This is a genomic window from Acinetobacter sp. BZX-2 (genome assembly GCF_055179795.1).
In genome coordinates, this window is the sequence record NZ_CM143686.1 from 1,043,701 (window position 1) to 1,066,599 (window position 22,899).

Annotated in this window: 28 protein-coding genes; 18 read left to right on the plus strand and 10 right to left on the minus strand. The window is 36.4% G+C overall.

Annotation, left to right across the window (positions count from 1 at the left end; all coding sequences use genetic code 11):
- Nucleotides 1-5: 5 nt before the first annotated feature.
- The 4 genes from pgaD to ACY45D_RS04830 all read left to right on the plus strand — a co-directional run bounded on the left by pgaD (nt 6) and on the right by ACY45D_RS04830 (nt 3,068).
- Complete coding sequence (pgaD, locus tag ACY45D_RS04815; RefSeq protein ID WP_463108674.1) at nt 6-419, plus strand: poly-beta-1,6-N-acetyl-D-glucosamine biosynthesis protein PgaD; 414 nt, start codon at nt 6-8, stop codon at nt 417-419.
- Nucleotides 420-688: 269 nt separating this feature from the next.
- Complete coding sequence (locus ACY45D_RS04820) at nt 689-1,828, plus strand: acyltransferase family protein (protein ID WP_463108675.1); 1,140 nt, start codon at nt 689-691, stop codon at nt 1,826-1,828.
- A 173-nt stretch (nt 1,829-2,001) separates the two neighbouring features.
- A complete protein-coding gene (locus ACY45D_RS04825; RefSeq protein WP_463108676.1) occupies nt 2,002-2,475 on the plus strand; it encodes a hypothetical protein in 474 nt (157 codons plus the stop codon).
- 38 nt (nt 2,476-2,513) lie between these two features.
- Nucleotides 2,514-3,068, plus strand: a complete 555-nt coding sequence (locus ACY45D_RS04830; RefSeq protein ID WP_463108677.1) for a hypothetical protein — start codon at nt 2,514-2,516, stop codon at nt 3,066-3,068.
- A 76-nt stretch (nt 3,069-3,144) separates the two neighbouring features.
- On the opposite strand, the gene ACY45D_RS04835 is transcribed toward ACY45D_RS04830, so the two are convergent.
- The 3 genes from ACY45D_RS04835 to ACY45D_RS04845 are packed head-to-tail and all read right to left on the minus strand — an operon-like array spanning nt 3,145 to nt 5,474.
- Nucleotides 3,145-3,714 (minus strand): TetR/AcrR family transcriptional regulator, encoded by a 570-nt coding sequence (locus tag ACY45D_RS04835; protein ID WP_463108678.1) that lies wholly within the window; start codon nt 3,712-3,714, stop codon nt 3,145-3,147.
- Between the two features lie 18 nt (nt 3,715-3,732).
- Nucleotides 3,733-4,641 (minus strand): alpha/beta hydrolase family protein, encoded by a 909-nt coding sequence (locus ACY45D_RS04840; RefSeq protein WP_463108679.1) that lies wholly within the window; start codon nt 4,639-4,641, stop codon nt 3,733-3,735.
- A 47-nt stretch (nt 4,642-4,688) separates the two neighbouring features.
- Nucleotides 4,689-5,474 carry a crotonase/enoyl-CoA hydratase family protein gene (locus tag ACY45D_RS04845; protein ID WP_463108680.1) on the minus strand — a complete coding sequence of 262 codons (786 nt, stop codon included), beginning with the start codon at nt 5,472-5,474 and terminating at the stop codon, nt 4,689-4,691.
- 374 nt (nt 5,475-5,848) lie between these two features.
- Between ACY45D_RS04845 and pnuC the strand changes: the two genes are divergently transcribed.
- From pnuC to ACY45D_RS04865, 4 genes are all read left to right on the plus strand, one after another.
- Nucleotides 5,849-6,433, plus strand: a complete 585-nt coding sequence (gene pnuC / locus ACY45D_RS04850; protein ID WP_463108681.1) for a nicotinamide riboside transporter PnuC — start codon at nt 5,849-5,851, stop codon at nt 6,431-6,433.
- Nucleotides 6,434-6,453: 20 nt separating this feature from the next.
- Nucleotides 6,454-6,723 (plus strand): hypothetical protein, encoded by a 270-nt coding sequence (locus ACY45D_RS04855; protein WP_463108682.1) that lies wholly within the window; start codon nt 6,454-6,456, stop codon nt 6,721-6,723.
- A 125-nt stretch (nt 6,724-6,848) separates the two neighbouring features.
- Entirely contained in the window at nt 6,849-7,352 is a 504-nt protein-coding gene (locus ACY45D_RS04860) for a DUF2505 family protein (RefSeq protein WP_463108683.1), read from the plus strand.
- A gap of 712 nt (nt 7,353-8,064) precedes the next feature.
- Nucleotides 8,065-9,186, plus strand: a complete 1,122-nt coding sequence (locus ACY45D_RS04865) for a GGDEF domain-containing protein (protein WP_463108684.1) — start codon at nt 8,065-8,067, stop codon at nt 9,184-9,186.
- A gap of 234 nt (nt 9,187-9,420) precedes the next feature.
- Here the strand turns inward: ACY45D_RS04865 and ACY45D_RS04870 are convergent, their stop codons facing one another.
- The 3 genes from ACY45D_RS04870 to ACY45D_RS04880 all read right to left on the minus strand — a co-directional run bounded on the left by ACY45D_RS04870 (nt 9,421) and on the right by ACY45D_RS04880 (nt 11,076).
- A complete protein-coding gene (locus tag ACY45D_RS04870) occupies nt 9,421-9,609 on the minus strand; it encodes a hypothetical protein (protein WP_463109429.1) in 189 nt (62 codons plus the stop codon).
- A 360-nt stretch (nt 9,610-9,969) separates the two neighbouring features.
- Nucleotides 9,970-10,488 carry a chromate transporter gene (locus tag ACY45D_RS04875; protein ID WP_463108685.1) on the minus strand — a complete coding sequence of 173 codons (519 nt, stop codon included), beginning with the start codon at nt 10,486-10,488 and terminating at the stop codon, nt 9,970-9,972.
- Nucleotides 10,489-10,494: 6 nt separating this feature from the next.
- Nucleotides 10,495-11,076: a chromate transporter gene (locus ACY45D_RS04880; protein WP_463108686.1), complete on the minus strand. Its 582-nt coding sequence runs from the start codon at nt 11,074-11,076 to the stop codon at nt 10,495-10,497.
- Nucleotides 11,077-11,198: 122 nt separating this feature from the next.
- Between ACY45D_RS04880 and ACY45D_RS04885 the strand changes: the two genes are divergently transcribed.
- The 4 genes from ACY45D_RS04885 (at nt 11,199) to ACY45D_RS04900 (ending at nt 16,397) form a co-directional block, all read left to right on the plus strand.
- Nucleotides 11,199-12,083, plus strand: a complete 885-nt coding sequence (locus tag ACY45D_RS04885) for a LysR family transcriptional regulator (protein ID WP_463108687.1) — start codon at nt 11,199-11,201, stop codon at nt 12,081-12,083.
- 283 nt (nt 12,084-12,366) lie between these two features.
- Nucleotides 12,367-14,439, plus strand: coding sequence for a M13 family metallopeptidase (locus ACY45D_RS04890; RefSeq protein WP_463108688.1), 2,073 nt, complete (start codon nt 12,367-12,369; stop codon nt 14,437-14,439).
- Nucleotides 14,440-14,723: 284 nt separating this feature from the next.
- Nucleotides 14,724-15,695, plus strand: a complete 972-nt coding sequence (locus ACY45D_RS04895; protein WP_463108689.1) for a hypothetical protein — start codon at nt 14,724-14,726, stop codon at nt 15,693-15,695.
- Between the two features lie 183 nt (nt 15,696-15,878).
- The gene (locus ACY45D_RS04900) at nt 15,879-16,397 is read left to right on the plus strand and encodes a hypothetical protein (RefSeq protein ID WP_463108690.1); all 519 of its coding nucleotides are present in this window, start codon (nt 15,879-15,881) and stop codon (nt 16,395-16,397) included.
- A gap of 63 nt (nt 16,398-16,460) precedes the next feature.
- Here the strand turns inward: ACY45D_RS04900 and ACY45D_RS04905 are convergent, their stop codons facing one another.
- Nucleotides 16,461-17,213 carry a DUF4850 domain-containing protein gene (locus ACY45D_RS04905; protein ID WP_463108691.1) on the minus strand — a complete coding sequence of 251 codons (753 nt, stop codon included), beginning with the start codon at nt 17,211-17,213 and terminating at the stop codon, nt 16,461-16,463.
- A gap of 351 nt (nt 17,214-17,564) precedes the next feature.
- On the opposite strand from ACY45D_RS04905, the gene ACY45D_RS04910 reads away from it, so the two are divergent.
- The gene (locus ACY45D_RS04910) at nt 17,565-18,332 is read left to right on the plus strand and encodes a hypothetical protein (RefSeq protein ID WP_463108692.1); all 768 of its coding nucleotides are present in this window, start codon (nt 17,565-17,567) and stop codon (nt 18,330-18,332) included.
- A gap of 96 nt (nt 18,333-18,428) precedes the next feature.
- On the opposite strand, the gene ACY45D_RS04915 is transcribed toward ACY45D_RS04910, so the two are convergent.
- Nucleotides 18,429-20,021 carry an FAD-dependent oxidoreductase gene (locus ACY45D_RS04915; protein WP_463108693.1) on the minus strand — a complete coding sequence of 531 codons (1,593 nt, stop codon included), beginning with the start codon at nt 20,019-20,021 and terminating at the stop codon, nt 18,429-18,431.
- Between the two features lie 2 nt (nt 20,022-20,023).
- Complete coding sequence (locus tag ACY45D_RS04920; RefSeq protein WP_463108694.1) at nt 20,024-20,479, minus strand: hypothetical protein; 456 nt, start codon at nt 20,477-20,479, stop codon at nt 20,024-20,026.
- A 130-nt stretch (nt 20,480-20,609) separates the two neighbouring features.
- On the opposite strand from ACY45D_RS04920, the gene ACY45D_RS04925 reads away from it, so the two are divergent.
- The 3 genes from ACY45D_RS04925 (at nt 20,610) to ACY45D_RS04935 (ending at nt 21,554) form a co-directional block, all read left to right on the plus strand.
- Nucleotides 20,610-20,807 carry a hypothetical protein gene (locus tag ACY45D_RS04925; RefSeq protein ID WP_463109512.1) on the plus strand — a complete coding sequence of 66 codons (198 nt, stop codon included), beginning with the start codon at nt 20,610-20,612 and terminating at the stop codon, nt 20,805-20,807.
- 91 nt (nt 20,808-20,898) lie between these two features.
- Nucleotides 20,899-21,150 carry a DUF6364 family protein gene (locus tag ACY45D_RS04930; protein WP_010115997.1) on the plus strand — a complete coding sequence of 84 codons (252 nt, stop codon included), beginning with the start codon at nt 20,899-20,901 and terminating at the stop codon, nt 21,148-21,150.
- The gene (locus ACY45D_RS04935) at nt 21,147-21,554 is read left to right on the plus strand and encodes a PIN domain-containing protein (protein ID WP_010115998.1); all 408 of its coding nucleotides are present in this window, start codon (nt 21,147-21,149) and stop codon (nt 21,552-21,554) included. Before ACY45D_RS04930 ends, ACY45D_RS04935 begins: the two co-directional genes overlap by 4 nt.
- 307 nt (nt 21,555-21,861) lie before the next feature.
- On the opposite strand, the gene ACY45D_RS04940 is transcribed toward ACY45D_RS04935, so the two are convergent.
- Entirely contained in the window at nt 21,862-22,197 is a 336-nt protein-coding gene (locus ACY45D_RS04940; RefSeq protein WP_463108695.1) for a DUF4850 domain-containing protein, read from the minus strand.
- A gap of 91 nt (nt 22,198-22,288) precedes the next feature.
- Between ACY45D_RS04940 and ACY45D_RS04945 the strand changes: the two genes are divergently transcribed.
- Both ACY45D_RS04945 and ACY45D_RS04950 read left to right on the plus strand, forming a co-directional pair.
- The gene (locus tag ACY45D_RS04945) at nt 22,289-22,474 is read left to right on the plus strand and encodes a hypothetical protein (RefSeq protein ID WP_463108696.1); all 186 of its coding nucleotides are present in this window, start codon (nt 22,289-22,291) and stop codon (nt 22,472-22,474) included.
- 35 nt (nt 22,475-22,509) lie between these two features.
- Nucleotides 22,510-22,887: an IS630 transposase-related protein gene (locus tag ACY45D_RS04950; RefSeq protein WP_463106851.1), complete on the plus strand. Its 378-nt coding sequence runs from the start codon at nt 22,510-22,512 to the stop codon at nt 22,885-22,887.
- Nucleotides 22,888-22,899 lie beyond the last annotated feature (12 nt).

Genomic DNA, 22,899 nt, shown 5'->3' on the forward strand with positions numbered 1-22,899 from the left:
CATTGATGAAAACTGAAACTTTGATTATAGATGTACGTGATCAGTTGCCTTGGCACAAACGTTATCTATCCAATACAACAACGGCAATGTTATGGGGATTTTGGTTATTCCTATGGCGTCCTTTGGTGATTCTGATTGGGTATATTTCAGTACAAAAGCCCCATTTAATTGAACATTTCTTTGGTACGCTTGCGCATGTTTTAGAGAATGGTTTTACCGCTTTATTGGCTTGCGCCGTTTCTTTATGGTTATGGAGCCATTTCATTCCATCCAAAACCAAAGCACAAGCTAAAGATAAAAGCACTGAAGAATATGCTCGGTCATTCAACTTAGATACGCAGGAACTGAAAATGTCGCGTTTACAAAAAGTTGCGACTGTGCACCATGATGCAAATGGTCGAATTACCCATATTGACTAAAAGTTGTATTTGCCAAAGTCCCACTGGTTGGAAATGTTATTCAGTTAAGAGTAATTTAGTGGTTACTCATAAAAATCTCCCCTAACCCCTCTTTAAAAAAGAGGGGAACTGTTGAGAATTTAAAATAATTTTAGATTCCTTGCGCAGCAGTGCTGCTCATCCCTTCCTTTGAAAAAGGTGAGGAGCATGCTCCGTAAGGGAAGGATTTAAAAAGACTTAACTGATTGGTATTTCCGCTACTTAGGATCTTGTTTTGTTAGGAAAAGTTGATGTCAGTTAAGATTCACTCAGCAGAGAGCATCCGCGGTTTAGCCTGTCTTGCTGTGGTATTTTCACATCTGGCGATGAGTTTTTTCCCTTATCTACATCATTTCGATGCCAATGATACGACAGATCTGGCATGGGTCAATGCACTGCATCATTCTCCATTTGGTTTTTTATATTCAGGTGATGCTGCGGTTTTTGTATTCTTTGTCCTCAGTGGCTTCGTGCTGAGTTATGCAATTTTAAAAAGCCCGGATCAGTTTAGTTATAAAATTAAAAGTATGATGATTAAACGCTATCCGCGTTTGATGATTCCTGCACTCACTTCATGTTTATTGATTTGGTCAGTTTTTAAAGTTATTCATATTGATAGTCATCTTGTCGGCGGGTGGTTACAGGCATTTACAGCACAAAACTTTAGTTTAAAACAAGCCTTCTATGAAGGCACTGTCGGTGCTTTTTTCTTTTCAGATAGTAATATTAACTGGGTTCTTTGGACCATGACCATCGAGTTGATGGGATCGTTTGTACTGTTTTTCTTGCTCTATCTTTATCATCATCAAAAAAATGCATTTTTTCTAGCTTCATTGCTGATCCCCTGTTTGGCTTATTATTGGCGTGGACAAGGTTTTAGTTTTGGCATATCCAGCTTTATTTTCGGGATGTATATTTACCTTTACGCTAAACCACTCAAAAACTATAGCGCAGTGATCATACTATTGATCGGTTTATATTTTGCAGGGGCGCATAATAGCAGTGGTGCTTATTCTTGGATTCATCACATTTTAGGCGATGCAACGTATGACTACTGCAACTTTATTGCAGGTATTTTAATTGTTTATAGTATTTTAATGAATCCGCTATTGTCTAAACGATTGGATCATCCTTTTTTAATTTGGCTCGGAAAGCTTTCATTCTCAATTTATTTATTGCATCTTTTAATGCTATATCTCATCTGTATTCCGCTCTTTAATCTTTTTTCTAGTTGGCAATGGAGTTATTCACTGTCTGTTTTTGTTTCAGCCATCGCTGCGATTTTAATGACTTTGTTGGTGGCGAATTTATATAGTCGTTATGTAGATCAGTTTGCGATTACTGCGAGTAATTGGTTGGCAAATACAGTATTAGGTAAAGGTTTTAAATAATTTGAGTTGTGCTATTTATTTTAGCTATTTATTTTATAAGTCGAACTACTTTTTATGTATTGCTCAGCGTATAATTTAATAAATGATCATTCAAGATATTGATACTTAATTAATAAATAACTGAATGTTTTGTCGATATATTGAATTTAGAACAAATAAATGAGTAAATTAAAATGCGAAAAATATTAATGCTGAGTGTACTCAGTTGTCTTTCTTCATTGAGTTTGGCTGATCCAGTGGTTCAACCCGTGATTCAAGGGAAAAGCTATAATAGTTTTCAAATAACAAATAATACTACGCCAAAGAAAACATTTGGAACGCCATTAAAAATTGTCAAAGGTGAAGTTGATGAATGCAATGGTGGACATTTCCCTGATCAATGGATTTATGATAGTTTTATCGTGTTAGATAATGGACGTATAGATAAAGTCTATTTGAAAATGAATAATGCTGTTAAAATAAACAACATAAAAATAGATGGAAAAATAACGGAAACACAATTTAAAAAGAAATTTTCACCGTTTATTTTTAATTTAGAACCCCATGTTTACGGTATTGAAACACCTAAAGATTCAAACGATTCCGTAACTTTTTACTTTAAAAATGGTCACTTGAATAACTACCAGTTTAATTTTGATGATTGTTAATACGTTAATACAATGAATAAATGAGGGAGTAGGGCGCGATGAAGTTGATCTTTTTGATTCTAATAATTGTCACGCTCTACATGCTTTGGAGATGGGTTGCTAAACATAAAATCAATGCATTATTTGACGAACAACATCAAGCATTATCACAACTGGTAAAAAATGAACAAGAGGGTGATGAGTTACCTGAGAAATCTAAAGCAATCAAACAAGCCTTAGATGCTGAACGTGTAAAAACGACTGAAGCCATTGATGTTGATCACTTAGGCTTAGCTTCACACGTTGCTGTTGTCGAAATGCCAGTTAAGGAACAAGACCAACGATTATTTGATGAAGTTGCACAATTGTTTTTTGATAAGGCCACGCAAGTCAAAGACATTCAGCAAGCTGAAAGAATTCAACAAGAATTTTTAAACAAAATGCCGATGAATACACAAAGCCAAACGGGAAGTTTTGACTTTGGTGAATGGTCAATTTTTTGGAGTTACCATGATCAATCACTTGAATATTATGTCGGACGTTATGGTGTTTTCTATGCGCATGTTGATCGTGAAGGTGTAGAACATAAGGCGGAGTTTAAAGACCGCTATTAATTTGTTAAACCATTTTCAAAATTTCTAACTATTTGTAAATAAGAGCATCCCTTGTAAATATTGTTCATCTAAAAATTTAAGATTGAAGTGCCTGCAAAATTCTCATTTTGACTTGATCAAGATAGAAAAGATCATGATTCAAGCGGTACATTAAAATAGCACCTTCATAATCTGCAATACTGATTTTAGCCAAAGCTTGTGCTGAATTTTCATCCAGCCGTTGACGAAATAATTGATAAAAAGCGAGTTGCCAATCCTGAAAGATTTCACGTATTTTTTGCACAATCTGCTCAGAGATATGTCCTGACTCTATAGACAGGATTCCAACGAGACAGCCTTTAATTTGATAACTAAAAAAATCTACAGCTTTGTCATGCATCTGGTTAAAGCACAGCAAAGGCTCAAAATGACTCATATCATCTGAGTAAGCAATCGCAAATACAGATGCTTTTAGATAAGTATGGGTATGTTCTAAGACTTTGAGCAATAAGGCTTCTTTATTGGGGTAGTAGTAATAAAATGCAGCTTTACTGAGCCCACATGCTTTGGCCAGCATGTCCATACTTGTTGCTGCATAACCATGCGCTTTAAATTGCAAAGCACATGTGTTGAGTATTTGTTCAGGTGTAAGCTTCTGTGGGCGCATGTATTCTGACCTAAGTCTCTAGGGATGAAGTAAATCTTCAAAAGTATTCAGCATTTTATCCCAAATCGGTTCTGAACCTTTACGAAAATAGCCCATATGACCGATTTGTTTTAATCCAAACTCATCAGCCGAAATATTAATAAAGTTCATGGGTGCATGGCGATAATGTTGCATAAACGCATAGCGTGAACTGGGTAAAGCCCAGTCATCATCGAGTGCTGCTACAGCATAAATTGGTGTTTTAACTTGAGCATATTGATTATGCAAATGCTGTTGTTCAGGGTCTGCAAAGAAATAGGTTGGATTTTTGCACCATTTTCGCCATTGTGAATAAACACCTTTGGGGAGGTCAGCTCCCATATTGAGTTTGCTCCAAGGTAAATAACCCACAGCAGCAACCATCGGTGGAAAGACAATATTCCAAATTACTTGAACTTTGATTTTTTCTTTGAGTGGCATATAGCCATGCCAGCCTGCTCCTGTGCCAAAGCAATACATTGCTGTGACTTTATGGTGATTTTCAGTCAGCCCCAAAGCTTGACCGCCGTAAGAATGCCCAACTAGAAATAGAGATAAATCTTCCTGTGCCAAATAATCGATTGCAGCAGTCAAATCTAATTTCCCCCAATCGAGATAAGACATTTGAAAGCCTTTTAAGCTTTTAGGGGCAGATTGACTCACACCACGATAATCGAAAGTAAAGACTTGATAACCCAACTGCGTTGCATATTCAGCGAAACGACGATAAAACGCTTGCGGCACACCAGTCGCACATGAAAGTACAATTTGCGCTTTAATCTGTTGTTTGGGTGTATATAAAGTACCAACCAAGGGATAATCATCCGCAGCTTTAAACGGAATAGTTTCAGTATTAAACGCTTGTATATGCATATGTTGTGTATTCGCTGGTTGCTTTAAGTTTTGCATCGTCATTTCTCTATGATTTGTGTTATTTGTAGGATGAGTTGAACGGTTTATTTACCTTTAAAGTTCGGCATTCTTCGTTCAATCATGGCCATAACACCTTCTTGCGCATCTTCGGATACAAGTAATGGGCTAAGTAAACCCTGTAGATTTGTAAAAGCGGCTTGCGGGTTTTGTAAAAAGGCTTGCTGTGCAGATTGAAGTGCGGCTTGTATCGCAAGTGGCGCAGCTTGGGCAATACGTTCGGCCAATTCAACAGCTCGGTTCAATGGTTGGTCTGTAACGACTTCAGTGACTAAATTCATTTCATAAGCCGTTTGTGCATAAAATAAATCACCTGTCAGGATGTACTTCATGGCTTTGACCCAACCCGCGGCTTGAACAAAACGCACCGTTGCACCACCAAAAGGTAGAATACCGCGTTGCACTTCGATCTGAGTGAATTGAGTATTTTCATGGGCAATGACAATGTCTGAATTCAACATCAATTCGATCCCTGCGGTATAGCAATAGCCTTGTACAACGGTAACGAGAGGTTTAGTGCGTTGGCGGCCAATAGTTCCCCAAGGGTTTACCATTTCATCAGAAAAGCTAAACACACCCTCTGCAAGTTTAGGTTGTAATTCAATTAAATCTAAGCCAGCTGTAAAATGCTCACCATGCGCAAAAACAACAGCACAGCGCAATTCGGGATTATCTTCATATTCAGTTAAAGCGAGTGATAAGTCGTGAATCATGTGACTATCGAAAGCATTGCGCTTATCTGCACGGTCTAATCCGATTAAATAAAGATGACCACGGATTTCACGACTGACTTTCCCTTGATTATTCGACATTGTTTTTTTCCTCTTTGGTTGTTATTTATATTTTTAAACGATCGTTAGAAAACTGTCAAATCAATAAATATGACTGGATCGTCTATCGTTGTATTCGAGAGTTGTATTAAAGATTTGAGCAAACTTGAATTTAGCGCTATGGGGGATTGAGCAAAATCTTCAATAAGATCTTTGCTACTCAAAGTTTTGGATCTTGTTCATGGTGATAGGCTTGAGTTATTTTGGAATCGTGATCGCTGTGATCTGAAGCATAATATTTATTTTAATTTTATGGTGCATTCACAAGATAACAGCATCAGACCGTGATTGTTTTTTACTTGCATTCGTTGTGTATCTTTTCATAATAAGCACATCTTTTTATATGTAGCCTAAGTATGTCACCATTAGAAATATTCGCCGTGATCATCAGTATTATTGGTGTTGCACTTACCATTAAACGGAATATGTGGTGTTGGTTATTTAACTTTTTAGCCTTTGTTTTATATGCTTATTTATTTTTTGAATTTAAATTGTATGGTGAAACCATTTTACAATTCTTTTTCATGGTCGTGAATTTTTACGGATTCTATCATTGGTTAAAAGGCAAACAGCAAGACCATGAAATTCGTATTGAGCCGATTGCTGTAAAAACAGTGATCTTGCAAATGGCTTTGGCGGCTGTGGGTGGGCTAGTATTTGGCTTATCTCTACACTATTTTACCGATGCTGCTTTGCCAATGTTAGATTCGCAATTGGCTGCATTTAGTTTATTAGCAACCTATTGGACCAGTCGTAAACATATTACCACTTGGGTACTTTGGGTTTTTGTCGATATTGTTTATGTCGGCATGTTTATTTATAAAGACTTATTTCTAACTGCGGGTTTATATGCAGCTTTTGTAGGAATGGCTGCATTTGGCTGGTGGCAATGGGAACAAGTGAAAAAGAAACAGCAAGATAAAGCATTTAATGGTATTTAACGGACAGCAGAATCAACGCCATGATGATCGATTTTATTGAAATGCAAAAACAAAAGTTTGATGAAATTGTACAGAAAATCATGGCGGAACCTGAAGAATATTTGGATTTTGATTCAGTTTCAGACTTTTATAAATCGACTTGGTTAGATGATTTTCCAAAAGGAACAACATGGGCAGTGTCAGGTTTGGATGATGGTGCAGAACAGTTTGATATTTATATTGAATATAGAAGCCATTATTTGTCTATTCACATTCAAGACGAAATAAAGCTATCGCATGGCATAAAATAACAAAAACAAGTCGCGCGCAGTCAATCAAAAGTCAAAATTAAAATATATAGTGGGGTTTAATTGACGCTAATCAAAACAATTGAGTCAGCGTTTATGGACTACAAAAACGAGGAAAGGGTTTTTATATGGCACATCAATTTACTGTAAATGCAACCATATCAGGTGTATCACTCAATGATTTCAAAAGATTAGCAGCAGATACCTCGTTGCATGAGGCGGTATGTAAAAGAATTCCAGGAGAGAACTTGGAAATTATTGAATCTAAAATTGAAGGGAATACGTATACTTTACGCCGTGCCTATAATTTAGATGTCAATATTCCAGACATCGCAAAAAAACTATTAAAAGATGCATTTCGATTAAAGCGTTCAGATGTAACGAATTTAGAAGCAATGACATCTAAAGTAGAATTAGGTGCAAACTTACCTTTAGTTGCGAATTGTAGTCGTTCTGTGACTGGTGATGACAAACAAGTGAATATTAAACTGGATTGGGATGTGAAAGTGAAAGTACCACTGATCGGTGGTTTACTGGAAAAACATGCTGAAGGCGAAATTAGAAAATTCACAGATTTAGAAATTGAAATCATTGAAGATGAATTAAAGAAGAATTTAGCAAATCAAAGCTAATTTGATACGAGATTGAATATAGCAAGGCCTCAATGAGGTCTTGCTTTTTTTTGACTAAGCAAAAGTGGCAGTGCATAATAAATGTTATAAGTCTTTATGAATCATAATTTTATAGACAAGGAAAATAAAACAATGAATCAGACTAATTTTAAAATATTTCGATACAGCGTAATACTCAAATAACAGCATTAAGAATTGTTGAATTGAGAATATTTAAGTTCAAAACTGAATTTATTTCAGTATATGCTAAAGAATTACTAAATAAATAAAATTAAAAAACAAAGTATTTTACCAATATACTACCTACTATTAAGTTTATGTTACAAATATGTGAAATAATATAATCAACGTTGAATCATGTTTTATTCAGTTGTAAACTTATTACAATGATAACATTAAAAAACCTAATTTCTTGATTATTGATATTATACTTAGTATTTTAACCAATCTTTACTTATACTAAAGACTAATAATTAAATAAAAGGTGAACCTTGACATGAGCTCTAAATCACACGTATAAAATGATAACCGCATCACGTTTATTATATATTTTGTGACTTGTTTATTTTATTTGGTTTTTATTAATCAAATTAAATAGAAAGTTTTTAAATTAACAAGAGATGAGTATATTGAGTAGTAATTTCCCATGAAGCTTAATTTTGTTAACGTACTTAGAAACGAATATTCAAAATTCATGAAAGACAGTGTCATCATGAATTGGAGCAACGTCAATAAAAGTATCTTAGCATTTAGCTTATGTGCTGTTATTACAGTGTTATGGATTGTATGGTGGCTGATATGGACGAGAGTACCCGGTTACCAGATTTGGATTAATTTTGAGTTTTATCCCGATCTGATGACCGCCTATGTACTGTCATTAGTGGGGTATCTGATTTCAATTGTTGTTGCTTATTTATTACGTAAAAACCTCTTTGTAGAAAGGTATATTCCATATTTTACTACGTGTTATGTTGGTATAACACTTATGTATGGCGCATATTGTACAGGTATTATTAGTTTTGCTTCAATTGCTGGTTTTGTCAGTTTGGTTACGGTTGGCTTGGTCCTTTTTCAACCCAGAGAAGTGTATACAGCTGTTATACCTGTCATTTTTTTGATCTTGATCGCAGGTTATTTAAGTATGACTGATCAAATTGCATATGCACCTATTTATAGTCAAAAACTACAAGAGCTTCCCCTACATAATAATATGTTCTGGGTCGGCAGTATGCTGTATTTTTATATCCCTATCTTTTTAGTGAGTATCACCTTATTTATTATCTTGTTGATCCAATGGCAATATAGGGAAGAATATATCGATAAAATGAGTAAGATAGACCCATTAACTTTGGTGTATAACCGCCGTAGTATCAATGATTTTTTGGCTGTGAATCATCAGCAGAAACAGGACTATATTATTGTTCTTTTAGATATTGATCATTTTAAACACGTGAATGATAGCTATGGGCATGATGTAGGTGATCAAGTCCTTATCAAAGTTGCACAGATATTGATGGATAATATCCGAAAAAATGATTATGTCGGACGTTTTGGTGGTGAAGAATTTATTTTTATTTTAAATCATATTGAATTGAAACAGGCTTTTGAAATCGCAGAACGATGCCGAATAGAAATTGAAAAGAATCTTATTGATCTAAACAACATTGAAAAAATTGGAGTCACAGCAAGTTTTGGTATTTCTATGCCATCTGAGTTTACTGGCGATCTAACCAAAGAAATATTTATACGCCAAGCAGATCAAGCTTTGTATTTTGCAAAATTAAGCGGACGGAATCAGGTTAGACAGTTCTCTGAGTTAGGTATCACAATTTGATCGCTCTTGTATTGAGGTTAGGTGTGTAGTTTTTTATGTTTCTGATTTTAATGAGAAAATTATTTAAATTAATTGATAAAGCGCTATGTTTCTGAGAATTATCTATTTTTACAGGATCATATATTTATTATAGATCATTTCATGCTCTCCAAAATAACAAGGTAGATATACATGGTTCAACGTATACATTCGTTTTTGAAAGAGCATATTTTTAAAGTTTTATTCAGTGAAAAATTAAATCCGCTTCCACTGAATATTTTCATCACTGAAATTGATCAGAAAAGAAAAACCTTTTTCATCTCCTACAAGATAAGAAGACGGGTTGGTCATCAATATCTTCAATAAAGTTCCAGCCTCAATCGTTATCGGTTCTAAATCATCTTTTTTTAGTGTTACAGGTTTGAGTAATTCAATCACATTTATTTCCAACGTATTGTTTGTAAAAACATCAAATTTATTATTGCACAATAAAATCCAACTTTTGTTGTGTTTGGTCAAACAATTGCAAATTTTTGTATCAAGCCTACTGGGTTTTAAATTCTATTTCTTATACTTTCTGATTGTATATAGTTGAATTATATAAGGAGTAATGGCTAAATAATGAATATATTTAACGTGAATTTGGCTTTTATTTTGAGTTGCTATAATGATTTAAACAACAAGCTTTAAAGCAAAAGCTTTGGTTATCGCGTCCAGTCTTGAATGCTTATAACCAAAGCTTATTGTGATAAAACGTATTGAGATCATCTGATCAGATGATCAGGCTTAGGAGGGCAAATGAAGTTATAACAAGACTGCACCAGTACTTGCGCCAATGACCATTAACCAAACAGGATGCACGTTTTTAAATACACTCAAAATAACTGTTAAAATAACAATAATGATCAACAATATATTTTGTGCAGAAGCTTGTGCAATGATCCAAGCACTGACTAAAACGAGACCTACAGTGATGGGTTTCAGTGCTTTTTCAAATTTAGCTCTAAGCGGATGATCTTTAAAATTATTCCAAAACTTTAAAGCATAAACCGTGATAATCGAAGAGGGCCCAAACTTTGCCAATGAAGTCACAAGCAAACCTAGAGGCCCCGCAACATGCCAACCGACTAAAGGTACAATCATCATATTGGGGCCAGGTGCCGCTTGCGCCATTGCAAACATTGAACTGAATTGTTCCGCTGTCATCCATTGATGAACTGTGACCACTTGATGCTGCATTTCAGGCAAAATCGCATTTCCGCCTCCAAAAGCCAATAAAGACAATTGAGTAAAAACCAGTGTCAGCGCTAAAAGTACATACATGCTGTTTTACTCCTGATTCATTTGATGTTGTTTAAATGTTAAAACCAGCATATTAATCGCCACTAAAATCAATAAGGTCAGTGCCAATGGTAATTTAATCAATAACATGAAAATGATGGTTAATAGGATGGTGAAATAAGTCAATTTACTTTTCAGCATCGGCTTAAGCATTTTAAAACCTGTTGCAAAAAGTAGCCCCGCGGCGGCAGCTGCCAAACCTTGAATCATGTGTTGTACCAGTGGAATCTGCTGAAATTGTGCATAAAGCTGATACAGTGAAATCACGATCATGGTTGGAGCGAGCATCAAACCAAATACCGCACTGATTGCACCTTTTAGCCCTGCAAAATCATAACCAATCGCAACCGCCATATTGACAATATTGCCGCCCGGTAAAATCTGACAGACGCCTAACAAATCTGTAAATTGTTCAGCAGTAAGCCACTTTTGATCTTCAACAATTAAACGCTGTGCCAGTGGTAAAACACCGCCAAAGCCCATTAAACCGAGTTTGCTAAAGCCTAGAAATAATGTTTTGCAATTGGGTACTTCCAAATGTTGTTCTAATGGCATGGCTTTAGTATTCATTTAGACCTCTTTCAATTGCTTTGCTATTTACCTTGAAACCCATTATCTGCTTGTTTACCTATAATGAAAAATGCTATTTTTGCTGTTAGATATATCAAAAAAGTATGCTTTTAGGTGGGATGATGATTGATATTCATAAACTCAAAGCGTTTGTCGCCGTCGTAGAGGAAAGTAATATTTCACGTGCAGCAGTGCGTTTGAATATGCAACAACCACCACTTACTAGAATGATTAAAAGCTTAGAAAATGAATTATCGACTGATTTATTGAAACGTTTGCCTCGAGGTGTTGAAGTCACAGAAGCAGGTAAGGCTTTGTATCAAGAAGCATTGACCATACTTGCGCATGCGCAAGCGATTCCAAAACGTGTACAAAATATTTCAATGGGTTTAGAAGGGCAAATCAGTATAGGTTTTACCAATTCAGTCGGTTTGCATCCATTTCTACCTGCATTATTACGTAATTTTCGAGAAGCTTTCCCTGCTGTTTCTATTCAATTAGAAGAGGATGGAAGTAGCTCGCTGATTGACTCTATTATCAATGATAAAAATGATATCGTGTTTTTACGCAAACCTGCGCCAATCGGTTTCGGATTGACCAGCTTGCATGTGTTAGATGAACCCCTGATTGTCGCATTGCCCAATAATCATCCTTTGGCAAATCAAATAGATGCAATTCATATCTTAGATTTAGAGGCCTATGATTTTGTTCTCTATCGACGTTTAGCAGGGCAAGACTTGTTTGATAATATTTTGGCCAGTTGTTATCAGGCTGGATTTAGTCCCAAAATTGTGCAAGAAGCTCCTCGTTTAACGTCAAGTCTTAATTTGATCGCAGCGGGAATTGGTTTGTCGATTGTACCCGCTTCGATTCGTGACTTTTGGAATAAGCAAATTGTCTATAAAGATCTTAAAGCGGATACGCCGTGTATCGCCCCAATTTATGCAGTGTACAAACACAATACTGCCAATATTCGTTTGGCGCATGTGTTGAATTTACTTAAGTGATTTCATTGATTAGCGTGTTTTAGATTTTTATCAATTTTATTAAAAATTATACAATTCAGCTTGCTTTGGTTTAATTGTTGCTGTTATTTATAACGGATTGATTTTCAATTTATTTAACTGGGCTAAGAACAGTAATTTAAGCTTTATTGATCAATCATAATTAAATGCTTGTTCAAATTTAATGATGTGGAAATTGCATTTTCGCAACAGATTAAACTTGCTTAAAAGCACAAAATTGAAAGTTAACTGCATACGTTTAAAAATTAAAATAGAGGATAGATCTTTGAAATACAGATTCATAAAAAGTGTTTTAGCAACAGCAATCATGTCTGCATCTGCGTCACTTTGGGCAGCTACGACAGTTCAACCTGTACAAACCACATCATCGACAGAACAAGTTCAAAAAAAATCAGGTCTAGAAAAGCAATATTTTGATTCAAGTATCAGTGAAAAAGATGATTTTTATGAGCATGTGAATGGGTTGTGGTTAAAAAATACCGCAATTCCTGCTGATAAATCACGTTGGGGAACCTTTGATATTTTGCATGAAAATTCGGTCAATCAGTTACATGATATTGTTGATGAGTTATCCAAACAACAATCGGCAGAAGGAAGCGCTGAGCAAAAAGTTGCGAGTCTGTACGCTAATTTTATGGACGAAAAAAGTATTGAAGCACTGGGAATAAAGCCGATTCAAGCTGAAATTTCAAAGGTTGACGCACTAAAAAATAAACAGCAATTGGCACAATTGGCAGCGCATTTTTCACGTATTGGCGTAACCAGTCCTTTTGACGTGGGAATCGAACAAGACATGAAAGATTCTACGCAAATGCGTGCTGTACTTGGGCAAAGTGGCTTAGGTCTTCCTGATCGTGATTATTACTTAAAAGATGATGCAAAATTCAAAAAAATCCGTTCGCAATATGTTGCTTATATTGAAAAAACACTTGCAATGGCAGGGGATAAACAGGCATCACAACATGCTAAAGATATTCTAAAATTAGAAACACAAATTGCAAAAGTGCAATGGAGCAATGTACAAAATCGTGATGTGCAGAAACTCTATAATATTTATAAAGTTGAAGATTTAGCCAAGTTAAGTCCGAAAATTGATTGGCAAACCTATCTAAAAGGACAAGGTTTAGCCGATAAAATTCAAACCATTCAAGTGGTTCAACCAAGTTATTTTAAAGCGCTTAGTCCGATTGTAGAGAACACTACTTTGGATACATGGAAAGCTTATTATAAATTTCACTTAGTCAGCGATTTTTCATCTTTATTGAGTAAAGCTTTTGTCGATAACAGCTTTAATTTTTATAGTTATCAACTTAGAGAAATGAAAGAGCAAAGACCACGTTGGAAACGTGGCGTACAGTTAGTTGAGGGTACGCTTGGTGAAAGTTTGGGTCAGATTTATGTGAAAAAGCATTTTTCTCCCGAGAAAAAACAACGCATGGAACAACTGGTTCAAAACTTAATGAAAGCTTATCAACAAAGTATTGATGATTTGGATTGGATGAGTCCAACGACTAAGGTTGAAGCACAGAAGAAATTAGCCAGTTTTGCTGTGAAAATTGGTTATCCAAACAAATGGCGAGACTACTCAGCTTTAGAGATTAAAAATAATGATTTGGTTGGTAATGTGATCCGTTCACGTGAATTTGAGCATCAATATGCATTAAATAAATTGGGTAAACCTGTTGATCGTGATGAATGGGGGATGACACCACAAACCATCAATGCCTATTACAATGCTTCTTTAAACGAAATCGTTTTTCCTGCTGCAATTTTGCAGCCGCCATTTTTTGATATGGATGCGGATGATGCTACGAACTACGGTGCAATCGGTGCGATTATTGGGCATGAAATCAGCCATGGTTTTGATGACCAAGGCAGTGAGTTTGATGATGTCGGTAATATGAAAAACTGGTGGACGGATGAGGACCGTAAGAAGTTTAAAGAAAAGACAGAAGTTCTTGTAAAACAGTATGCTGCATACGAACCTGTGAAAGGCTACCATGTCGATGGCGAACTCACCTTAGGTGAAAATATTGCCGATAACTCGGGACTTGCGATTGCTTATAAAGCCTATCAGCTGTCTTTAAATGGTAAACCTGCACCCGTTTTAGATGGCTTTACAGGTGAACAGCGTTTTTATTTAGGCTGGGCACAAGCATGGCGTTCTAAAATTACAGATGCATTGCAAGTTGAATATATAAAAAGAGATCCTCATTCACCCGATAAAGTCCGCGGTAATGCAACATTGCTGAATCAAACACCATTTTATGATGCATTTAAAATCAAACAAGGTGACAAGATGTATTTGCCAGCCAATAAACGAGTGACCATTTGGTAAGCGACTTTATTTTTAATTCATGCTTTTTACCGAATTTTAGCCGAGGTTAAAATTCGGTTTTTTATGATTCATCGTTATTATCTGCTCTATTATCTAAGTTAAAAAATAGTTAATTAGATTTTAATAATCTTAACTTTGTTTGATTAAGTCTCAAAGTTTTGTGATTTGTGTGCTTCATTCGTTATTTTATTTTGATAAATGGATAATAAAATCAATATATTAAGTTTGTTATTTTGGTCGATTTCATATATTTTCATTTAAAAAATATAATCGAGAATTGTTACGTGAATTTCAAAACATTTCTGTTGTTGGGTGGGGTTGGCTTTGGTTTACATGGTTGTACCAGTATCAATGGATTAACATCAGAATCATTTACTCAGTACACTTCGCCTCAAGAAGTGATTGATAAAAAGAATATCAATGACAATAACAGTTCAGCAAAAGAGTACGTCTATTATTGGGGACCTCAGCAAGGCGAGACTGAAGTTCAATCTGTAATCCCTAAAAGTTATTTAAGTCGTTTTTGTGCAGCCAAAGATGGAAAGTTTTCTCAAATTCAAAAAAGTTCAATGAGTTTGGTGAAGGACGTTTGGTCAAAGAAGTTACTGAATACTTATAGCAGTGTGAAACAAGGCATCGGTGGGTATCAGTGTAAGCAAAGCGATGGTCAGCAATGGTATGTGTCGATTGAGCCTATTTCTGAACGTAAGCTAGATCATACTGAAACGCGAGTCGTTTATTTACAAACGAAACTTGTATCTTTGGATGAGCTGAAAAAACTGTATGCGAAAACCAATACACTTCCAACCGTACAAGAGAAAAAACCAAGTTTAAATAATGCTAAAAATACGGTTTCAACCAAAGCACCACCACCAGTAAAAGTGGTTGAAGAGAAAAAGCCAGTCCTTCCACCCGTAGAAGAAGAAAAACCACCCGTTGAGAAAGTTGTTTTATCGCCACAACTGCAACAGATGCAACTGTATGCTTCTGCACGTAAAGATTTAGGGCGAGGGCAGAACCAAATCAACGCATGTAATAATGCTGAACGCGCTTATGGATATGGGCGCTTGCGTGGCGCAAGTGGAATCAATGTCTACGCAGAGTCAGGTGTTTTGGTTGCTAAATGTTTAACCAGTGTACCGAGTTATAGTCGTCGTTTTTCGAATCCGCAAGATCGTGCAAAACGTATTTTACAAAATTTATCCACCAACCAGAATCATGCTGTCGCGAAGTATATGTTGAAACAGATGAAGTAATGCTTGATGTGATTAGATTTAAAAATGAATGTTCAATGACCAATAGCCATTTTACGCTAGTGGTCTGAACTTTTAGAAATTCTATTTGTATTGAAACGATAAAGATTCGTTTACAGAGTCATAACAGGTGAATCATTGGCTTTCATGATACAAAGAAAATTATTTTGTATTAGAAGATTGCTTATGTTAAGCCAAGTATTTTCGTCTATTGGTCAACGCTTTTCCCGCAGTATCCAGTCTGCTTTTATCGCCGTAGCTTTGCTTGGAACTACGCAATTGGCAACAGCAGGGCAAACGGTCGATCAGTTGAGTGATTGTTTAGTCAAAGCCACCACAGCAACCGATAAAACCACAGTGTTGCAATGGACTTTCTCTGCTTTGTCTGCACATCCCGATTTAAAAGCATTGAGTAATGTGACAGATGCGCAACGAGAACAACTCGATCAAAAGTTTGCTCAGGTTCTGCAACGTGTAATCGTGGAGCAATGTGCTGCTCAAACCAAGGCAGTGATTCAAACTGAAGGTCTACAAGCGGTCGGTGATAGTTTTCAAGAGTTAGGACGTAGCACGGGTGAAGATATTATTCAAAATCCACAAGTGAAGCAGCAGTTACAAGGTGTGATTCGCTATGTAGACTTGAATAAATTAGTCACGACTTTTTTAACACCTGATATTTTTAATAAATTGGGCATTACCCGATAGTTTTTATACTGCTTTACACAACCCTCTCCTTGATTTAGGTGAGGGTTTTGTCTTTTACATTTATCAATGTGTCGTATTATAAAAATTTAGAATCGGTGTTGCTAAGTTTTGATTGGCTTTGTCTAAAGTGACATGAATATTCACAAAATTAAAATCGTCATTATCTGCGTATTTCGCAATACCATGGGTTTTGTTATTTAAATTGGGAATTTGATAACTAAAAAATGCTGTGGTTTTGGATGGATAAACCAGCTTTAATTTTTTATTGAGATCTTTATAGCCTCCAAATTCTGAATCAAGGCTTTGTTTTAATAAGTTTGGAAAATACAAGGTCGCATTCGGCAAACCACAACCCACACAGAAAGATGAGTCATATACTGTAATCGCTTCCTTTTTATTTGGACTCATCATCAGAACTGAACCTGTACCATTGGCGCCTGTTGCCGCTGATATATCTGTCCAATGTCTGGGAACAAGAATATAACCAAGACTTGGAATTGCAACGAGTTTGAGTTTTTCAGCCTGTTTAGCATCAAGTTTAAAATTGAACGTACAGTTACTTTTGGTGCAAGGTTCAGTATTTTTAAGCAAACCATCTTCAGCAGGGTTTTCTACCGTTACGCCATAAGCAGGAATTTTGACTTGGTTTGAAAATGTCGCCTGTCCGAGAGCATAGAATTGGTTGATTTTTTTCCGTTGTGCATCAGTGTTTGAAAACTTCGGAAAAGTAGGTTGAAAGGTTTCTACATTCTGTGCATGCGTAGTGGTAGTAAAAATAGATAACAGTAAACTAAAACCGATGATTTGCTTTTTCATTTTTAAAATACGCTGACTTCGATGATTCAAAAATAGCATATTGTTGAGATGTGTGGGAAATCGAGCTGATGAATTTGTTAAAGGCTTGGTTGTGGTTTGGTATAGGATTGCTATCGTTGAAGAACTAGGGTTGAAGAAACGCTTACACTTTTATTATTTTTCGCATCAATCAATTGTGAAAACAGTTGGCTTAAATACTTTGATATAAATGACTCAGAAAAAATTGATTATTTTGCTAAATTGCAGTTTGAACCTAAGTTAAATTCAAATTATGCATTTTTAGATAAGCGTATAGATTGGGAATTGTAGTATAAAATATTTTATAAAACGAATACTTTTTGAGTAATGGATATGACACATCGCCAAACGATTTTGAAATGGATTGCAGCAACATCTTTGGCAGTGTGTGCAATGCCTAGTTTTGCTTGTTCAGATTTGCCGAATATTTGCGAAATGAATGCGCAACATCATCAAAATATGATGGATATTGGACATTCGATTGCTGAAGCAAATTATTGGCAGCAACAAGAGGAGATGCAGGACGCAGATGAATATTATTATCACCATGAGCCTTCATATGGTTATGACCCTACATTACAACGCATGAATGTGGCAGGTAGTGTGGCAAATACTATGGCAAACCATGCCACCCGATTAGAACAAGTTAAAAATGACCCACGTTACCAAAGTTATGAAAATGGTAGTTGGGAGTTTTTTCAGGATGCCCCTAAAGTCAAAGCAGGTGAATATTGTGCCGCATTATATTGGCAGAAAGATAACTTTGTTCGAGTGTCAGGCCCAGGTGGTGAATACAAAGGTGCTCTGTTAACCTTTTGGGGGCCAAATATTCCAAAGCCTGAAAAGCAACAAACGATAAAAATTTCGTTATATCAAAATGATGAAGCACCACAGAATGTACAAGTGTTTAACTATGCTTTGCCGAATTATGAATATGGTGCAATTGCGATCGCAGTACCCACTTTGGATGCTTTGCTGTCAAATATGGAAGATAAAATGAAGTTTGAGATTAAACAGGATGGTAAATCGATTGCCAATATTGCTTGGCATAGTGGTTTACGTGCAAAGGAGATGTTACGGCAGTGTACGAGCGGTAAGTGAGTTTTTAAACACGTCTAGAACACTATTGTTCTTTACCAAATAAGATGCATACATTGTGCAATATACAGGGTATGCATCATTATTTTGAATCTAAGCTCAATGTGAGTTTCCCTTTTCAGGAATATGTGCGGCAAATCGTTCTGCCATTGCAGTAATGGTTAAGCTAGGATTTACTCCCACATTTGCTGGAATCGCAGAGCCATCAACGATATAGAGTCCAGGATAGCCAAAGACTTCATGGTGAATATCGATTACACCTGTTTCGGTTGAATCTGCCATAACTGCACCTCCTAGAATATGGGCCGTGACTGACATATTGCCTAGGCTTTCAGCTGCCATATTCTGTGGAATACCATTACTGACTTCGGCAACAGCACGTGCAGCAGCATTTGCCTGAGGTAAAAAGGATGGCGTTCGTCCATCAGCCCCTAGTTCGGAGCGTAAACCATAATGAAAACCACGTAGTGCAGTTCGACCAAAGCTAAATTTCATTTCATTATCTGCTTGTTGCATTACAGTCAGATAGGTCGTACGCTTGTACCAATGCCGTGCGAAATAGATTTTTAATATATTCATTGGGTGACGTAAGTACGCCCAAAGGGTACGCAGTATACGGCGTGTTGGATGCGTATCATCAACCATAGGTACCATATAAAACTTCATCATGGCGTAGCTAGGTGGTAGTCGATTCTGTGTAAGATGTGTTTTTTCATCAGCATAGAAATGTGTTGATATGGATGTACCATAGGTAACATCGACATCAGGATCTCGTGCAGTAATACCAACAAGAGCCTCACTATTGGTACGTACTCTTTGACCGAGTGTCTGAGAAACTAGAGGTAGAGTCTGATAACGATCTCGTGAATTAAACAGGATTTCTTGTGTGCCAATTGCACCTGCCGAAATAATGACTTTCGTAGCACGTAATGGCGTGTATTTTTTGCCTTTCTCCCAAGGATGTTCGATATGCAGAAGATAACCACCCTCCTGATGTGGAGCAATATGACTGACTTTATGTTCGGCTAATATTTTAACACCGAGCTTTTCAGCAAAATATAAATAGTTTTTATCCAGTGAATTTTTTGCACCGACAGCGCACCCTGTAAAACAGCGTCCACATTGTGTACATCCGTGTCGTTCAGGTCCTTGCTGATTAAAATAGGGATCAGGACTTACTCGATCAGGGTCACCAAAGAAAATTCCCTGTGGCACACTGCCAAATGTATCTGCTACACCCATATTTTGAGCCGCTTTCTCTAGCCATTGATCTTGAATGCCTCGATAGGGATTATCGGCAATCCCTAACATTTTTCGTGCTGTGAGGTAATGTGGTGCGAGTTCTTGCTGCCAATCCTGATGAAGGTGTGACCATGCTGGATCAAGATAAAATGCTTTTTTGGGTTCTAAAAGTACAGCACCATAAAGATTACTACCGCCACCGACACCAATCCCTCTTAGAATCGCGACATGCTGAAATATTTCTTGGGCAAAAAAACCTTTCATTCCCAAAGTTGGCATCCAAGAAAGTGCAGTAGTACTGGTAGCTGCTTTATCAAAATCTTCTTTGCCTAAACGCCGACCCATTTCTAAAATGGCAACTTTCCAACCCTTTTCAGCAAGCCTTAATGCGCTGACACTCCCACCAAAGCCAGAACCAATAATAATCACATCATAATCTACAGCACTCATGACTATTCTCTTTCTAAAAGAAACGGAATAGCAAAATGACGCAGTATAGGCAGATGGAGACGTGTCATACCTAGCAATGTATTATCATCGATCACACGCAGCTCATCTGTGACCCAGCGCCAAGGTATTGGGCTTGGTGTTGGGTAGCTTAAAGTAATGACTGGTTGACCATCTATTTCTGAAGATTTTTCAGTCACTTTCATTTGCAAAGCATCAATTGTCCCATTTCCTCGTTTGAGTACATTGGTTGCAGTATCTTTGGCAGTAAACTTTTTACCCTGCCAGCCCCATAAGCCTGAAAGATAACAACTCGGCATACCTGTTAGACGTAACCATAATGGCCCGACAAAACGTGCGCGCCAAAATCCTTGTCGTTGTTCTGCGGGTAATAGTTGACCTTGGTGGAATCGTTGTCTGAGTTCAGATAAAGAGATTTTAGGATCGATGTGTGTTGTCATATGGGGTAACCCTCTTGTTTTTTATATATTTTAAAAATTTGATTAAAACAGTGTTAAATTTATTTAACATTGATGTTGGGTATATTCTTTGATTTTAGTAATTCTGACAATGTCGTTTGTCAGTTAAAGTTTGTCTGTTCAGCCAAGTGATTGGGTTGGAGAGGCTTTTCAGCAGTTAGGTCAGAGTGCGGGTGAGGATATTGTCAAAGACCCAGCGGTCAGACAGCAGTTACAAGGTACTTTGCGTTATATTGATTTAAATAAATTGGTTACGACTTTTTTGACACCTGATATCTGGAATAAGTTGGGTGTGTTAGGAGGGCGGTGATTATTTCACTCTATATTCACGAACTAAAATAAATTGCTAAAAAACAATTTATACGTATAATTAATTATATTATACGTATAGGAGTATACTCATGCAAGCGAAGTTAACGCTCTCGATTGATAAAAATGTAATTGAACGAGCAAAGCATTATGCACAGCAACATCAGCAAAGTGTTTCTAGTTTGGTTGAGGCTTATTTAGATCGTATCTCAGCTCAAGCGAATAGGGCAAATGAGATCCAAGCTCCAATTACGGAACATTTAATTGGAATGTTCGCTGCACAGGACAATGGTCGGGATTATAAAGAATTACTCGCAGATATACGTATGGAAAAGCATCTATGAGTGAGCGTATTTTTGTTGATTCTGATGTGATTTTAGATGTTGCTTTAGCACGTCAGCCCTTTGTTGAGGCGAGTCAACAGGTTTTGGCTTTATGCGAGAATGGTGCTTTTACAGGTTGTATTTCTTCCAACAGTGTCGCCAATATTTACTATATTTTGCGTAAGTTGGGTGGGGATGAGAAAGCCCGTATATTTATTAAACAGCTGCTAAAATTTTTAGTCATTATTCCTGTTGATCATGTTGGAATGAGCAAAGCTTTAGATTCTAAATTTACTGACTTTGAAGATGCTATTCAGCATTTCGCAGCTTTAAGTTTTTGCTGTACTGCAATCGTTACTCGAAATGTTCAGGATTATAAGTTTGCTGAGTTGAACGTGGTGTTGCCGAGTGTTTTTGTGGGTTGATTTAAATAAATTGGTTATGACTTTTTTAATGCCTGATATTTTAGGAAAGTTTAGGCTTTTGGACATCCCCTTACCCACAAATATTTCTAGATAAATATCAATATCTTGCATATTTATTTTTGAGATACTCATAAACATCATGGGTTTAAGTTGCTGTTGTAACATAGCATTTTCGCCCAAAAATGTATTTTTCACAGCTCATTGCATGGAATTTTGTATTATTTGGGCTAAAAAATCAAAAATACAGCTTAAATTTCATTTTCCTTCCCATAGTAAATTTTAAACTTACACGTTTTATATCATGTACTTAAAGACTTATGGGTAAGGGGATGAGTTTAAGTTTTTCTGCATCTTTGGCATTGAGTTTAAAGTTGAATGTGCAATTGCTTTTGGTGCAAGGGGCAGTATTTTTTAACAAACCATCTTCGACAGGGTTTTCTACCGTTACGCTGTATGCAGGAATTTTGACTTGGTTGGAAAATGTTGCCTGTCCAATAGGATAGAGTTGATTGGCTTTGTTTCTTTGTGCTTGTGTATTTGAAAATTGTGGAAAAGTTGGCTTAAAGGTTTCTACGTTTTGAGCATGTGTAATTGGTGTGAATACAGCTAAGAGTAGAATAAGACTGAATATTTGCTTTTTCATTTTTAAAATACGCTGACTTCGATACTTTAAAAATAACATATTGGTGAGATTTTTGAGGAATCGAGGTAATGAATTTGTTAAAGGTTTGGTTGTGGGGTGGTATAGGATTGCTAATGTTGAAGAATTATTTCGAGCACGTTTAGAAAATAAAGAATCTTTACATACGCAAACTAATACGAAACTTTTACCTTCTTTGAGTGAATTACAGCAACGTATTGAAGTGTCTAATCAATGGTTTTTTGAGTTTGTGCAAAATATAGAAAAAAGATATTTTTGAGCTACAATAGATAAATTCTTTTAAACTGTTTTTACATGCCAAAAATATATTCAGAAGACTTACGTCAGAAAGTCATGGAGTTCTACACAAAGAGCAACCATAAATCAAATACCTGCACGACTTTCAACATCGCCCGAACAACATTGGATGACTGGATTCTACTTGAACAGCAGACTGGACAACTGGCTCAGCCTAAACTTGTCAATGTTGGTAGACCATCATCCATTAAGGATTGGCAGGCATTCAAAGTATTCGTGGAAAATACAAAGTTTTCACAGGCAAAAGACTTAGTTGCCTTATTTGAAATTCAGTTTGGATATGCGATTACTTATGATGTCGTGCTTGCTGCACTTCATAAATTAGGTTGGACTCATAAAAAAAGAGTTTCCTCTACAGACAAGCCTGCAAAATAAGCAGAACGGTAT